This is a genomic window from Testudinibacter sp. P80/BLE/0925, assembly GCF_053570785.1.
Genome location: NZ_CM131636.1, coordinates 1,483,863 through 1,499,156 on the forward strand (window position 1 = coordinate 1,483,863; position 15,294 = coordinate 1,499,156).

General features: G+C 43.5%; 17 protein-coding genes. 15 read left to right on the forward strand and 2 right to left on the reverse strand.

Translation table 11 applies throughout. The features are described from left to right. Positions 1-648 precede the first annotated feature (648 nt). From ACWA5Z_RS07225 to ACWA5Z_RS07295, 15 genes are all read left to right on the forward strand, one after another. Positions 649-876, forward strand: a complete 228-nt coding sequence (locus tag ACWA5Z_RS07225; protein ID WP_431050992.1) for a Flp family type IVb pilin — start codon at positions 649-651, stop codon at positions 874-876. Between the two features lie 165 nt (positions 877-1,041). Further along, on the forward strand, positions 1,042-1,299 hold the full coding sequence (locus tag ACWA5Z_RS07230; protein WP_431050994.1) for a Flp family type IVb pilin: 258 nt from the start codon (positions 1,042-1,044) through the stop codon (positions 1,297-1,299). Positions 1,300-1,359: 60 nt separating this feature from the next. Next, a complete protein-coding gene (locus ACWA5Z_RS07235; RefSeq protein ID WP_431050996.1) occupies positions 1,360-1,794 on the forward strand; it encodes an A24 family peptidase in 435 nt (144 codons plus the stop codon). Positions 1,795-1,818: 24 nt separating this feature from the next. Further along, the gene (locus ACWA5Z_RS07240; RefSeq protein WP_431050998.1) at positions 1,819-2,604 is read left to right on the forward strand and encodes a hypothetical protein; all 786 of its coding nucleotides are present in this window, start codon (positions 1,819-1,821) and stop codon (positions 2,602-2,604) included. A gap of 73 nt (positions 2,605-2,677) precedes the next feature. Then, positions 2,678-4,000, forward strand: a complete 1,323-nt coding sequence (locus ACWA5Z_RS07245; protein ID WP_431051000.1) for a type II and III secretion system protein family protein — start codon at positions 2,678-2,680, stop codon at positions 3,998-4,000. Then, entirely contained in the window at positions 3,997-4,527 is a 531-nt protein-coding gene (locus ACWA5Z_RS07250; protein WP_431051002.1) for a hypothetical protein, read from the forward strand. Before ACWA5Z_RS07245 ends, ACWA5Z_RS07250 begins: the two co-directional genes overlap by 4 nt. 27 nt (positions 4,528-4,554) lie before the next feature. Further along, the gene (locus ACWA5Z_RS07255) at positions 4,555-5,670 is read left to right on the forward strand and encodes a pilus assembly protein (RefSeq protein WP_431051004.1); all 1,116 of its coding nucleotides are present in this window, start codon (positions 4,555-4,557) and stop codon (positions 5,668-5,670) included. A gap of 11 nt (positions 5,671-5,681) precedes the next feature. Next, positions 5,682-6,962 carry a CpaF family protein gene (locus ACWA5Z_RS07260; protein ID WP_431051006.1) on the forward strand — a complete coding sequence of 427 codons (1,281 nt, stop codon included), beginning with the start codon at positions 5,682-5,684 and terminating at the stop codon, positions 6,960-6,962. A 13-nt stretch (positions 6,963-6,975) separates the two neighbouring features. After that, on the forward strand, positions 6,976-7,860 hold the full coding sequence (locus tag ACWA5Z_RS07265; RefSeq protein ID WP_431051008.1) for a type II secretion system F family protein: 885 nt from the start codon (positions 6,976-6,978) through the stop codon (positions 7,858-7,860). Then, positions 7,857-8,720, forward strand: coding sequence for a type II secretion system F family protein (locus tag ACWA5Z_RS07270; RefSeq protein ID WP_431051009.1), 864 nt, complete (start codon positions 7,857-7,859; stop codon positions 8,718-8,720). Before ACWA5Z_RS07265 ends, ACWA5Z_RS07270 begins: the two co-directional genes overlap by 4 nt. Beyond that, a complete protein-coding gene (locus tag ACWA5Z_RS07275; protein WP_431051011.1) occupies positions 8,710-9,477 on the forward strand; it encodes a tetratricopeptide repeat protein in 768 nt (255 codons plus the stop codon). Before ACWA5Z_RS07270 ends, ACWA5Z_RS07275 begins: the two co-directional genes overlap by 11 nt. A 26-nt stretch (positions 9,478-9,503) precedes the next feature. Then, positions 9,504-10,037, forward strand: a complete 534-nt coding sequence (locus ACWA5Z_RS07280) for a TadE/TadG family type IV pilus assembly protein (RefSeq protein WP_431051013.1) — start codon at positions 9,504-9,506, stop codon at positions 10,035-10,037. Next, positions 10,034-10,597, forward strand: a complete 564-nt coding sequence (gene tadF, locus ACWA5Z_RS07285) for a tight adherence pilus pseudopilin TadF (RefSeq protein ID WP_431051014.1) — start codon at positions 10,034-10,036, stop codon at positions 10,595-10,597. Before ACWA5Z_RS07280 ends, tadF begins: the two co-directional genes overlap by 4 nt. A 27-nt stretch (positions 10,598-10,624) precedes the next feature. Further along, positions 10,625-12,178, forward strand: coding sequence for a TadE/TadG family type IV pilus assembly protein (locus tag ACWA5Z_RS07290; protein ID WP_431051016.1), 1,554 nt, complete (start codon positions 10,625-10,627; stop codon positions 12,176-12,178). A gap of 24 nt (positions 12,179-12,202) precedes the next feature. Further along, positions 12,203-13,051 (forward strand): hypothetical protein, encoded by an 849-nt coding sequence (locus tag ACWA5Z_RS07295; protein WP_431051018.1) that lies wholly within the window; start codon positions 12,203-12,205, stop codon positions 13,049-13,051. An 83-nt stretch (positions 13,052-13,134) separates the two neighbouring features. Here ACWA5Z_RS07295 and ACWA5Z_RS07300 read toward each other — a convergent pair whose 3' ends face one another. Both ACWA5Z_RS07300 and argA read right to left on the reverse strand, forming a co-directional pair. After that, the gene (locus ACWA5Z_RS07300) at positions 13,135-13,827 is read right to left on the reverse strand and encodes a hypothetical protein (protein ID WP_431051020.1); all 693 of its coding nucleotides are present in this window, start codon (positions 13,825-13,827) and stop codon (positions 13,135-13,137) included. Continuing rightward, positions 13,799-15,154, reverse strand: coding sequence for an amino-acid N-acetyltransferase (gene argA, locus ACWA5Z_RS07305; RefSeq protein WP_431054313.1), 1,356 nt, complete (start codon positions 15,152-15,154; stop codon positions 13,799-13,801). Before argA ends, ACWA5Z_RS07300 begins: the two co-directional genes overlap by 29 nt. Positions 15,155-15,294: the final 140 nt, after the last annotated feature.

The window sequence follows — 15,294 nt, forward strand, 5'->3', positions numbered from 1 at the left end:
TTGTCTTGTCTTGTCTTGTCTTGTCTTGTCTTGTCTTGTCTTGTCTTGTCTATTGAAAATGGCGAATTGGTAAATAAATTTACTCCATTTTTTTGTTGCCGCATGTTGGTGTAAGCTTTAAATCCATATTTGACGCGGTATGGTTAATTATCTTTGGCGCTCCAATTAACGAGGAAGTCTCACTGGATACCAAAAAACAAGCATTTAAAGTAATCTATAGTATGCTTATAGTAAATTAATTTCCGTTAATTTTATGTTTTGTTAATGTATTGGGGTGTTTTTGGGGTGAAAATTTCACATTTGACGATTTATTTGCAAATAATGTTTTTAAAATACAAATTCACTAACTCCATTTATTTTGATTTTATTAACTATGCGTTAGTTTTATTTGATTTGAATGTTAGCTGACTTTTTTCTGACAATCACATGCTATGATTTCGCCAGACTAAATTTATCTATAATTAGTTTTGTTTGGCGACAGTAAATTCAGTGTTGTGAGTTTTGTGAATTGTGTCAACGAAAATTTCATCTTGATCTATTGTTTTTTATTTTAAAAGTTATTTTAAAAGTTATTTTAAAGTACGGTTTTTGTTGCCTAAAAATATTTTTAACGATGGATAAGAATGGAATGAAAAGGAATCGCACCGAATGAAATATATACCTTTAATATGGCTAGCTAAAATAAAAATTACATTTCATACATTTAAGAAAAACCAATCCGGAGTCACGGCAATTGAGTATAGTTTGATTGCACTTGCAATAACAGCCTTAGTGGTTGTCGCGCTTTTCTATAATGGCGGTTCGGTAATTAGTGCATATACAGAAAAATTTACCCAGTTGGCAGATTTGGTTCAGAAGGCATTAACTGATAGTTAAGATTGTTTGACAGAATATCAATATTGGATAAGCAATGATTCATGGGTGTTTATCGAGTATTGCATATAACGCAACTTGTTTCATTATCAATAATTGAAATCAGTTGTCAGGCTTCCCGCTCAAGGGGATTTTTTTATTTTTTAGTTCTTAAGGAAAACACAATTTATGTTAACGAATATTAAAAGTGCGGTTTCTCGCTTAAAAAGAAACGAAAAAGGGGTAACGGCGATTGAGTATGGCTTGATTGCGGTTGCGGTTGCGGTTTTAGTGGTTGCGGTATTTTATAGTGATACCGGATTTATCAAAAAATTACAAGGCAAATTTGACACCCTAACGACACAAGTAGAAGGTGCAAAATTGGATACTGATAAGAATGGTGGTACTGGTGGTACTGGTGGTACTGGTACTGACACGAACCCGTAATTATTTTTAACATACTCAGGAATAAATATTTTCGGATATTTATTCCTGTTTGGACAAACGATGACATTTTACTATGTGCAACAAAGTTTGTTATTAATCATAGTGGTATTACTGATGATAGTCAGTTGGACGGATATCAGTCAACGAATTATCAGTAATACCACTGTATTAACTTTACTGATTTTTATTGTGCCATTTAGTTTTTTATTTTACGGCGAAGTATTTTTCAGTAATGCGTTATATAGCTTGGCTGTCGGCTTTGTTATTTTTTATTTCGGAATTATCGGTGGTGGTGATGTCAAACTGATTACGGTATTGATGTTGGCAACACCGACAACCCAAATCGTACCATTTCTTTTTTTAACTTCTTTGGTCGGTTTGCTGTTAGTGATTATCGGCTGGATTTTCTTTCGCCGTTCGATTAAAGAAAATGGTTTGCCGTACGGAGTGGCAATTGCCGCCGGCTTTTTATTAACCCTTTGGGGAATGAATTGATTTTTAAAGATTAGGATTCGGATAATGAATTACCGCATATTGTTTGTCATTTCTTTAATAATTATTGCCGTTGGTTTTGGCGGTTTGTTTTTAATCGGCGATCAGCAACCGGTTGTGCTAGAGCAAAATCAAAGTGCGGTACAACCGGTGGCAGAAGCCAAAAAAGAAAAAACGATTACCGTTGCACTTGCAACAACGGCATTAGAAGCCGGGCGCATTTTGCGTAAAAGTGATTATAGTCTGCGTGAAATAACGGTTAATGCAGATGATGAAGAAATGTTGCAACAACTTAAAACTGATGTTTTATCACTGTTTAAAGCCGATCAGCCGCTATCACTCGAAGGCTTTTTATTAACGGAGAATATTGAAGCCGGCAGCCGTTTAAATACCGATATCTTGATTTCACCAAATGATAGTCGTTTTTTCTTTGAAAGCTTAGACAACGGGCAAGTGGCTTATCGTGTCTATATCGGCAATGGGCATCAATTTTTATTAGAGTCATTGCATGCGGGAAATACAGCGACATTGTATCTGCAACATATCAATTATCAATTTTCGCGTGAAAATAAAGATAACCGCCGCGTTGATGAAGTGGTGAAAAATTTGGAAATTTTAACCGTTGAACGTTTTCAAGCCGAAAGTGCGGTTGAGAAAGAATATGCCGGTTATGTTACGTTAAAAATGGATACCTCCGATTTATTGAAAATTTTCCGTTTACCGCCAGGGGCAAGATTATTGCCGATTCCGCAAGAAAAATCGAATACGCCAATAAATAATCGCGGTATCTTTATTCGTACATTGAGAGGTTGAGATGTCAAGAAATACGTCAACGCTAACGAGAGTTCTAAATCCTATCATTATTTGGTTAGTGCTGTTGTTCTGTATGAATGTTAGTGTCAGTTATGCTGCCAATATTACATTAGCAGTCGGAGAAACCCGCACAATCAAATCTAACGTAAAAATTGATACGATTTTCGGTTCGAACCCGGATATTGCCGATTACGAAATCTTAGATGACTACAGCTATATTATTTATGCTAAAAATGAAGGACGGGCTGAAGTCGGCACTTATAATGAAGCGGGAGAAGTGACGAATAAGGATACGATCACCGTCAATGGATTACTGACGTCAATTAATGATTTAGGTGATACCAATGCGCAAATTCGTGCTCGTTTTCCACAAAGTAAATTATCCGTACAAAAAGTCGGTAAAGCTTATTTAATTGAGGGAGAAGCGGAGTCGGAAGTCGAACGGGAAGAAATTACCCGCATTGTCGGGGAAGCGTTAGGGGCTGGAAAATCGGTGCGTAGTACTAACTTGAATGGTGAAGCCGTACCTTTTTTAGAGAAAGCAGAATATGCCGGTGTGGTTGATCATTCACAGTTTAATGAGACTACGCAGATTAATGTCAAATTGTCAGTGGTGGAGGTGAATAAAGACTTCTCGGAAAGTATCGGCATTAATTGGAGCAACCTCAGCGGCTCGGTGATCGGCGGTTTTACCAGTTTAACCACAAACGCCAACACTGCCAGAGGTGGGTATTATGGCAAAATTGATGCCAACAGTTTTAATGCCTTTATCAATGCGCTGAATAATCAATCCAATGCGCGGATTTTAGCCGAACCGAATGTGTCGATGATCTCAGGCGAAACCGCCAATTTATTGGTGGGAGGGCAAATTCCGTTTGCCAGCCGTGATAAAGACGGCACCACCATTACCTATAAAGATTTTGGGGTACAGCTGGCAGTTGGGGCAAAAATTCAAAAAAATAACCGTATCCGTATGATTTTAGGACAAGAGGTTAGCAGTATTGCCGGTTCGTATAATTATGAAGTGGGCAATGTGCCGTATTTCAACACCCGCCGTTCCAAATCCACGATTGAATTGGCGGATGGCGAAAGTTTTATTTTAGGCGGTTTGCTCAGTTCGGAAGATATTGAGGGATTGTCGAAACTGCCGATTCTGGGCGATATTCCGATTCTAGGCGCCTTTTTCCGCCATGCCACGACCGAGCGACGCAATAAAGAGTTGGTGATTATCGCCACCGTCAACACCGTGCGTCCGTTGAATCGCGAGCAGATCGAATATCCGACTTTTGAACGCACCGGCACGCTAGAACGCTTTTTTAATTTCACGCCGGTGAAAGACGGTTTCCAAAAAACCTTGGCAACGAATTTCTTAGAAAGAGGCGGATTTATTCAATGATCAGTAAAAAACAGAACATATTCCAATGGATTCTGCTAAGTGGCATTTTATGTTTTAGTTTACCGGCAAGTGCGGTTTCCGGTGTGTTTGCCAAGAATAAGGCGGTTGCGCCGTTGCAAAGTGAACATCATGCCGGCGAACGCTTACAGGTGCGGCAGTATGTGCCGTTAAATTATTCCGAGGTGGAATTGCGTAATTTAGTCAACCGCACTTTGCGTGAAGTGGGCAGTCGCAGCGACAAACAAATTTATATTGTGTGGACCGATAAGCAGAGCCAAAAAATGGCGGCTATTTTGAAAAAAGCGCTATTGAAAAAACAGCTTGCCGCCAAACAATTAACGGTGGCGAAAAGCCAATACCGGCATGATATTTATCCGCTGTATATCGAAATTCACAGCTTTGAAGCGCAAACCCAAGCTTGTACGTTGCGTGCGGCGGAACAACGTTTGGATCCTGAGTCACAAGAATTTTGCGCCACCAAAAATAATTCGCGAGCACAATTACGCAATCCGGCAGCCAATCCCTAATCACCAGAATAAACAGGAACAGAGCTTATGTTGTTATCCGGCAACACCACAACGATTTTAAATCCCGGCGCAAAAGAAGTGCAGGTCATTTCCTTGCGCGAAAATGTGCGGCAGGAAATTGCGCAATTGCTACGCACGCAAGGCATGCCGGTGGTGAAAGAGATCGATCAGGATTTTTTCAGTAGTCAGAATTTACAATTCGATGCGGAAAAAATTTCCGGCATTGTAATTGACATTGAACAAATTGATGATGTCGAGTCAACGGTTAACGCCATTTACGGTTTGATTCCGCAAGGGGTATGGTATTGCTTGGTCGGCGATAGCGATTCGATCAGCACCGCACAAACATTTCTAAACCGCGGCGTGTTGTATTTCCATTTCGGTTCGCAAAAAAGACAAATGGTGCGCCAAATTATTTCCGGTTTAAGCGTGCCACGGGTGCGCACCACGATCAATATATCGGTACTGGGCTGCAAGGGCGGTGTTGGTGCGACCTTTCTCAGCGCACAGTTGGCGAATTTGATCGCCGAGAACAAAAAAATTCCGGTGTTGCTGGCGCAGGAAAGTCGCGGTTCGCAGGATTTAGATTTGTTGTTTGACAAGCGAATACAGGCTGATGTGGTCGAATTTAGCGACTTTTTGGATCTGTTCAGCGGCGATTTGCATAAATTAAAAGAGAGCCAGTTAGACAAATACAATTTTATTCTGCATGACCGCCCACTGTTTACCGCGAAAAAAGAGGAATTCACGGCTTATCTGCAAGAGAGTAATAATTTTATTCTGGTGATTGAACGCAAAATGCACGCCATTCGTTTGGCAAAAAGTTTCTTGGAAGAGTGTTCCCGCGCACAACAAGCGGATTCTAAAGCGCGGCGGGTGTTTATCTGCATTAACGATCATCAGGCGGAAACGGCAAAACTGATGGCAACCGCCGATATTGAACGTCTGTTGGGACAACCGGTTGACACGGTGTTTCCTCTATTGAAAAAAACGGCGGGTAAAGTGCTGGCAGTCGATATCGGTAAGGGCGGAAAAAAAGCGCTCACAGAATTGGTGCAAAAATTACTTGGCGCAAACAATAAAGTGCGCCCGAAAAGCAAAAGCCTGTTTGTTTCACTGTTCCGTGCCATCAGCGGAAAATAACGGAGTAAGTGATGTTGAGTTTGGAATTGCAGCGGTTTTTCCGTGCCGAGTTGATGAAAAACATTGATATTGAGAAATTAGACAGTTTCGCCGGCGAGCGCGATAAGTTGATTGATCAATTCCTGCAAGACATTATCCGCATTAGCGCCGAAAGCGAAAAATACCTGAGTGCGCCCGATGCCCGTTTTATGGCGGAAGCGGTGGTCGATGAAATCGAAGGCTATGGTCCGTTGCGCGAATTGATGGAAGACGAAAGCGTCAATGATATTTTGGTTAACGGCCCGGAAAATGTCTGGGTGGAACGTTACGGGATTTTGGAAAAAACCAATAAACGTTTTATTGATAATACCCAACTGACTGAAATCGCCAAACGCATGGTGGCAAAAGTCGGACGGCGGATCGACGACAGCCGTCCGCTGGTGGATTCGCGTTTACCGGACGGCAGCCGTTTGAATGTGGTGATTGAGCCGATTGCATTGGACGGCACGTCGATTTCAATCCGTAAATTCAGTAAATCGAAAAAATCGTTGCAAGAGCTGGTCAATTTCGGCTCGATGACGTTGGAAATGGCGAATTTTCTGATTATTGCCGCGCGTTCGCGGGTGAATATTATTGTGTCCGGTGGTACCGGCTCGGGCAAAACGACCTTACTGAATGCCCTTTCCAGTTATATTTCGCCGACCGAACGGATTTTGACGTTGGAAGATACGGCGGAATTAAAATTGGATCAGCCGCATGTGCTGCGTTTGGAAACGCGGTTAGCCGGGGTGGAACACACCGGTGAGGTCAATATGCAGGATTTGGTGATCAACGCCTTGCGGATGCGGCCGGAGCGAATCATTGTCGGGGAGTGCCGCGGTGCGGAAGCGTTTCAAATGTTGCAGGCGATGAACACCGGGCATGACGGTTCGATGTCGACTTTGCACGCCAACAGTCCGCGTGACGCCACCGCCCGTTTGGAAAGTATGGTGATGATGGCAAGTGCGGCGTTGCCGTTGGAGGCAATCCGACGCAATATCGCTTCGGCGGTAAATTTAATTATTCAGGCTTCGCGCCTGAATGACGGTTCGCGCAAAGTCGTGAATATCACCGAAATTATGGGCATGGAAAGCGGGCAAATTGTGATGCAGGATATTTTCAGTTACGAACCGAGTAAATATCGTGATGAAAACGGCAAAATTACCGGGCGTTTTATTTGCCACGGTTTATTGAGCCGTTCGATTGTGGCGGAGAATGCCAAAGTGTTTAATTTAAGTAACGAGTTACAGAGTATTTTCGGACAGATAGAATAACCGGGCAGGCGGAATGAATTTATATTATCTGATTTTGTTATTCGGCGTATTGTTGATTGTATTCACCTTGCTCAATTGGTTTAAGGTGAAGAAAACGGTCAGCAGTAAAGAGTACCGCACTTCGTCTTTTTTCAGCCGTTGGCTTGATACGGTATCGCTCAGGGTCAGAAAATGGCTGTATTACTTTAGTTTCGGCAAACCGAAAAATATTCCGATTCACGGCGCGGTGCTGTTTTTTATGCTGTTTATTTCCTTGCTGCTCAACAGTAAGTTTCTGAAATTCGATAATTATCTATTTTTGTTTTCGGTGATTGTGGTGTTTATCTATGCCGTGTGGTTTCTAGGCAATAAGCGCAATAAGAAAATATTTGAAAATACCTTTCCGGAAGCGATTCAGGTGATTGTGTCGGCGACGTCGTCCGGTGCCGGTTTGTTACAGGCGTTGGAACGCTGCGGACAAAATATCTACGGACCGTTGGGCAGCGAGTTTCAGCAGATTTACCGTCGTTTAGCGATTGGCGAAGATGCCTCGTCGGTCTTTGCCGACAGCTACACCCGTTATCCGTATAAGGAATATTACTATTTTATTATGATTATCAAGCTGAATTTGGCGCGCGGCGGGCAGATTCGCGAGGTGATTTCCCGTTTGGGCAAAGTGATCACCGACAGTAAAAAGATGGAACAGCGCAAAAAATCGATGACATCGGAAGCGCGAATGTCGGCAATGATCGTTGCTTGTATTCCGCTATCGTTTTTTGTGTTTATGCGTTTTTTTATGACGGAAAACTTCGACTTTGTAATGAATGATCCGAGCGGACGAATCGTATTGTATTACGTGCTCGGCAGCGAATCATTAGGCTTGTTTATTGTCTGGTGGTTGATGAGGAAATCGACATGATTCCGTTTGTGGCGTTTTATCTGGCGTTGATTGCATTCGGCATAGTGGTGCTGGTGATGGCATTTTTTGCCAAACGTAATTTCAGCAAAAATATGCAGATTTTGGTGCAGGACAGTTATCCGTTGTCGCAAGAAAATAAGAAAAAGAAAAAAGAACCTAAAAAATCGCAAAAACAACTGGAAGTGGAGCAGATTATTGCGGCTAACCATACCTTGATTCATTTTCTGTTTACGTTAGATAAAAATGTAAAAGTAAAATTCGGGCTAATTTTTATCATACTGGCGGGCTATTACGTTTTTAGCGATAACAAACGGCTGGAAGATATGATGATTCCGGCGGTTTTGATCATGATCTTTTTTGTGATTTTTCCGGCAATGTTGGGCGGTATGCTGATTAAAGGCCGCCTGAAAAAAATGATGGAGGATTTTCCCGGTTTTATTGATTTGGTGGCGGTGAATCTGCAAGTCGGTCTGAGTATCGAGGCCTCGATCAAATATGTGGCAAATGATTTTAGTACGTTGAATAAAGATTTAGCAGCAGTACTGCTGCGTATGATTCGCAAAGCCGATGTTACGGGTTTAGAGAGCGGTTTGGTGGAGTTGGCGCAATCGCTGCCGACACAGGAAGTGAAGATGTTTTGTACCGTGTTGCAGCAGAGTCTGAATTTCGGCTCGTCGATTTATGCGCATTTGATTCAGCTATCTGCCGATTTGCGTGAAATGCAGCTGTTGGTGATTGAAGAAAAATTGGGCACATTGTCAGCCAAAATGAGTATTCCGTTAATTATTTTTATTATGGTGCCGATTATTATTCTGATTGTTGCACCGGGCTTTATGAGGGTATTTCCAAGTGTACTTTAAAAAAATCATTTCAGTCAGTGTGTTGGCATTATTGTTGGCAGGCTGTGTGAATCCGGCGGCAAATTCCGGCAAAACGCAATACAGCGCACAGCAAATTAGCGAAAAAGAAACCTTTTTTCAAAGCAGCGGTGATTATCGCGGCTTGATTAGCTTATATCGCGATATTTTGAGAAACGGCGAAAACAGCGCAATTCGCTATAAATTGGCGGAAAGTTACTACTACGCCGGCGACAGCAAATCCTCTAATTTTTACTTAGAACCGTTGCTCGGCGGTAATCACGGCAAGCTCAACAAGGATATTTTTCTGTTGAAAATCAAAAACGATATTCAGCTTAAACAATATCAACAGGCGATCGTGCAAGCCGATGCCTATTTGAAACAGCAGCCGCAAGAAGGGCAGGCGTATAACTTGCGCGGCATTGCCTATGCGCATTTGGGCAATTTGGATCAAGCCTATCGTGATGTGATGTCGGCAAGAGAGCGCTTTATTTCCGACAGCGTAGCGGTGAATAATTTAGCAATGCTGAACATTTTGGATAAGCAATACCGTAACGCAGTTAATTTGCTATTGCCGCAATATCTCAACGGTGAGAGGGAGCCGCGTTTAATTCATAATTTGGTGTTTGCTTTGGTGAAAAGCGGCGATTTGGCGTATGCCAAAGATATTATTTTGAAAGAGAAATTGAATACTTCACCGGATTTGTTGATCGGCGCATTGCAAAAAACCGAAAAGAATTCGGATAAAGTCAAACGCTAGCAACGGTTGCGCACGGAGTAGCGGAGATGAAAAGTATAAAGCAATTTTTACGTAGTGTACGAGGCGTTTCAAGCGTTGAATTCGCTTTAACCGTGCCGTTCTTTATTTTGCTGTTGAGCATGGTGTTTGAGCTGGCAAGAATCAGCCTACTCTCCGCTTATTTGGATTTTGCCTTGAGCGAAGCGTCGCGTGAAGCCAAAAATCGTTATCTCGGTAGCGGGGATTATCAACGGATTTTTGAACAAAAATTAAAAGATGAAAAAATTTGGCGGTTTTTAAATGCAGGCGGCACGTTTCAAATTCAAACTGATTATGCCGATGATTTGCGCGCACTGTTACAGAATCGCTATCGTGAGCCGACATTCGACAAAGACGGCAAACCGGTTGCACCGATCGGCTCAAATGCAGGTTTGGCGCGTTATTCGTTTACTTATACCCATAACTCGTGGATTCCGTTGGTGCCGCAGGAATGGTTCACGCCGATTTTTCAGCGTCAAATTGTGGTGGTACAGGAGTATGAACGTTCTTTGTTCCCGTTTGTGTCAGACGGTTTATTGTGATTATTGGAAAACAGCAGGTTGTGATGTTACGGATTAAACGGCGTTTACTGGCTAATCAGCAAGGCTCGGTGAGTATTGAGTTTATCTTTGCCGCCATGTTTTTATTGATTATTTTTGCCTTTATGGTGGATTTGGTTACGTTGCGATCTACCTTAGGCAAATTGGATCGTACCAGCAACAGCTTGGTGAATATTTTGCGTGAAAGAACGCAGTTTTATGCCGGAAGGGCTGAGATTAACGCTCAGGACGCTGCGGATTTAAAAAGTTTAGCGCAGGGGATGTTGCAGTTAAATCAACCGATCGGAATCTTTCTTGAACGTTGGGGAGAAGAGCAAAACGGGGTTATTTCTCTAGGCGATGAGAATTGCCGTCCGGCAGTGAGTTTAACTCGGCAGGCGAACTTATCCCCGCGTTCGGAAATTTCCAATACCCGTCGCATTCCGTTATATCAAGTGACGTTATGTACCGAAACCGGCAGTTTATTTCGGGCAATGCTGCTGGATAAAGAAAACCGAACCAATAATTTTGTGCGCTCTTCTTCGATTGCTGTGAGTCGTTAGGGCTGGGAACGAGTGGAGGTTTAACTAATGAAAATGGTCTCTTGGTTAAAACAACAGCTTGCTATTTTTTGGCAGGATCAGCGCGGCGTGTATATGATTATGGTCGGGCTGCTGAGTTTTGTATTGCTGGCGATCACCGCACTTGCGGTGGATGGCAGCGGTTTATTACTGGATAAAGCCCGTTTAGGCGACAGTATGGAACAAGCCACCATGGCGCTGGCGGCGGAGAATAATTTAAACCGTAATGATGAGCACCGTTTAGATGAGAATTATGCGACTAAGGGGGAGCGGTTAGTCAAAGATGCCTTTTTCTTTAACAACAGCAAGGTACATCGGCGCGATCAAGAGTTGATTAAAGGCTATATCCGCGCCTATATGCCGAATGTGAAATTTTTTCAGGATTTCGATTACGATTGCACTTTCCGCCAATTGAAAGATGACAAAGGCAATATTATCAATACGCCGATTGTGTGCTGGGCAAACGGCGAAGTGAAACGCCCGTCTTGGTTGTTTTTAAATGATGTCAAAACCACCTTTGCCAAAGAGGAGCGGATCAGTTCCAGCGGTATTGCGGCAATTAAACAGGCTTCGGTGATTCCGTTGGATGTGATGGTGGTGGCGGATTTGTCTACGTCGATGAACTGGATTACCACAGAACGGCGTACGCCTTATTATCATAGGGAAGAAAGCAAATTAACCATTTTAAAATCGGTGATGAGTGAAATTTCCGATATTTTGCTTGATACTAATCCGGCAAAAGCCAGCCCGTATAATCGGTTGGGCTTTGTTTCTTTTGCCGTCGGTGCGCAGCAGCTTGGCGACACTGGAAATTGTGTGATCCCTTTTTACGGACGGAATGGCGAAACATCGGATCAAAGTTCAAATGCGATTGTCACTAGAATTAGAAATGGAGATATTGGCGGCTTTTTAAATTATTTTCCGAGATATATTGACTATGATAAAACGATTAACAGTATTCGCTCTTTCGATGGCAAGCAAAAACGCTATCCGTTGCATTATCCGAAAGGGCGGTGGTGCTTGTCTAACAACCGTCAACACAATACGACGCAGGCATGGTTTGGCGTGAAGGATAAAGCGGTGTTGAAATCCGAGTTTAGCCGGTTGTCTGCCTTCGGTGCCACTTTGGTCAGCTCCGGAACATTAATCGGTGCTAATTTGGTTATGGACAAAAATACCAATGTGAATATCGATGAAATCAAGGAAAATACCCAACGGATTTTGTTAATTTTATCCGACGGACAAGACGAGATGACCGGAGAAAATACTTTGGGGGAAAATAATTATCGCAATATTACCAAGAAGCTGATTGAAAAGGGAATGTGTACCGAAATCCGCAACCAGATGAATAGCCTGCAAGATCCGCGTTTCCGTGTCAGACCGAGCCGAATTGCATTTGTGGTATTCGGTTATACGCAAAGTGCGGATCAAGAGGCCGCATGGAAACATTGTGTCGGCGCAACCAATTATTATCGTGCGGACAATAAAACCGAACTACTCAATGTGTTTAAACAAATTATCGGCTTCGAGGAAGAAGTCGGACGACCAACTTTTCAGTTTTAACCAAATCAATTACAAGAGGATATTATGCAGTTATTCAAATCAAAAACCGTGGCACTGGGCGCATTGTTGCTGGGGTTGTTTTCGTTCAATGCCACGGCACAGGACAAAGATTATCGCTATTATGAAAATGCCAAAATCGCGGTGAATTATAATGGCGAGGTCGGCTACCTGTTGCAAAAACTTGCCGATCAAATGAAAGTCGGCTACTTGTCTTATAACGCCGATTCGTCGCAGCCGATTGTGATTAAACAAGCGGAAACGCAAACGCTGAGAGCGTTATTGGACTCCGTCAACGGGCAATTAAAAGGCAATACCGTGCAGTTTGATACCCTTGGCAACCGCACTTTGTTAGTGTTGTCGGACGGCAAAGAACCGATTGTGCGGCAATATATCGGACCGATGGTTTTCGGGGGCGAGCAGCCGCAGCAAAACAATATCCAAGTCACCTTACCTGAAACGAAAAAAGGCGATACGATCGGTGCGGTAGAGGCGAGTGATAATGCAGCGGAAGAACAGTTATCCGAAGCCGATCAAAAAATACGCGAGAAAGAAACCAAGATTATTGACGCGATTATTCAAGAAAGCGCCGATGAAAAAGTGTTGGCTAAATATAAAAAGAAAAAATCGCCCGAATATCGGGCGCTGCCTAACACGCCGTTGTTAGGTTTGGAAGATATTAAATCCACACCGATCAGCACTTTTTTACTGTTTTCACCGGAAACTGATGTCAACGAGTATTCAGTGAAAGGTCCGTTTGAAAAAATCGGCAAATGGGGCAGTGTGATTGCGATTTCACATAAAACTTGGAAAGCGCCGGTTGAAATTCGTGTATTTAACAGCGAAAAAGAAGAATTGCGGCTGCTGAAAAAATAGTCTTTGCTTGTTTGACCGCACTTTTAATTAACCACACTTACCTTTCTATTGTTTAGGTTCTGCTGGTCTGAGCCGCGCTTTGTCTATTTTGTCTTAAAAAAACGAGCATATTGCCGCACCCTGAAATCAAGCGTATTGAATTCGGGATTTTCTGCTTTCAAGCGTTTATATTCCGCCATGCTGCCGACCGCACGGTTTGCCGCGCCGGAGGGGGCGGTGAGGGAAACTGTAGTCAAAGTGCGGTTTTGCCAGTCAAATTGATGAATGCGCGGCACGCTGTCATCAACCAACTTAAGGTGTAAACCTGCGCTTTTTAAATGCTGACGAAACAGATATTCCGGGCCGTTTTTGCTGTTGCCGCCGGTGAACAGCAGAGTGTTGATCCGCGGGTTGTCGCGTAAATAATCCAGCAACGGGCGCAGTTTGATCTGTTGCATTCCCGAATCGGAAGCGTCAATCTTGACGCGGCGGCATTGTTCGACCATATCGCAAATGCCGATGTTATGTTGAATTAAAAAATGCTTACGCTGCTCAACCGCACTTTCACTGTTTTCAAACAGAAAATCAATGGCGAAAATTTTTCCCAAGATTAACCAAAGCTGCCCGTCGCGGCTGCCGTAGCAAAAATCCACATCATCGGGTTTGAGCAAGCCTTGTGAAAAGCGTGGCGGCGGCAGCGTGCCGACAATCAGCTTGTCGGCAGTTGCCGGGATAAAAGGCGGATAGGGATGTCGGTGTAAAAACACGTTAGCTGCGCTCACTGCGGTGATGTTCACCTTCCTGCAAATTTTGAATCAAAATCTTGGATTTGCGCTGATAGTTGTAGTGTTCGCGTTTGTCTTTCGGCAAGTCGTCCACCTCGGCGATTTTGAAGCCGCGTTCTTGGAACCAATGCACGGTGCGGGTGGTCAGCACAAACAGTTGTTTGATTTTCAATTTGCGGGCGCGTTTTTGTAATTCTTCCAACAGGATATCGCCGCGCGAGGAATTGCGGTAATCCGGGTGCACCGCCACACACGCCATTTCCGCCATGCTTTCTTCCGCATACACATTCAAGGCGGCACAGGCGATCACCACGCCGTCGCGTTCGATAATGGTGTAGTTGCCGATTTCCATCTCCAACTGTTCGCGTGAGCGTTTCACCAAAATCCCTTGTTGTTCGAACGGTTGAATCAAAGCCAGCAAACCGGCGATGTCTTGAATGGTGGCGAGGCGAACGGTTTCCGAACTTTCCATCGACACCTGTGTTCCGATCCCGTCACGGGAGAACAATTCTTGCAACAACGTGCCGTCCTCTTCGTAATTCAGTAGGTGGGAACGCTTAATTCCGGCACGGCTGACATCAATCGCCGCTTGTAAAAAGCGCGCTTGCGAGCTGTGATAATGCCCGTTTTCGATTAACTCATGCAGATGAACCGCGGCACGTTGCGGGAATAAATCGGCGATAATCTCGCCGTTTTCATCACGAATACCGTCATCGGCACAAAAGCCGATCAGTTTTTCCGCATTCAGTTTAATCGCCACTTGGGTGGCAATATCTTCAAACGGCATATTGAAATTTTCACCGGTCACCGACGCGCCGATTGGGCCGAGCAACACAATCGCGTCGTTATCCAACTGTTGCTTAATCGCTTTGATATCAATGCGACGGATTTTGCCGCTCAACAGATAATCCACACCGTCATCAACCCCAATCGGTTGGGCGATCACAAAATTGCCGCTAACCACATTGATACTGTTATTGCTGTGATTGCCGGCGTTAAAGGTGCGCACCGACAGACGGGCGCTGATGTCGAATTGCAGCTTGCCGACCACCTGCTTCACCAACTCTAAGGTTTCGACATCGGTGACGCGAATATTTTTATGATAGACAGGATCGATATTATGCGCTTGCAAGATTTCGTTGATTTGATGACGCACGCCGAACACCACCACCAGCTTGATACCTAAACTATGTAATAGACTAATATCATTGATAATATTAATGAAGTTTTTTGAAGCGATGGTATCGCCGTCGAGCATAATCACAAAGGTTTTATCACGGTGCAGGCTGACGTAAGGCGTGGATTCTCTGAACCATTCGACTAATTCGGTATCGCGTATCATAATCGTCCTATCTAAACTGATTATTGAATAAATATGTTATTATTTTGCATTTTTAATCAGATTAAGCAAGCAAAATAAGTAAATCCGTTCTTTGCCGACCACACTTTTCCCGTTTGCCATGGCAAAAGTGCGGTCAG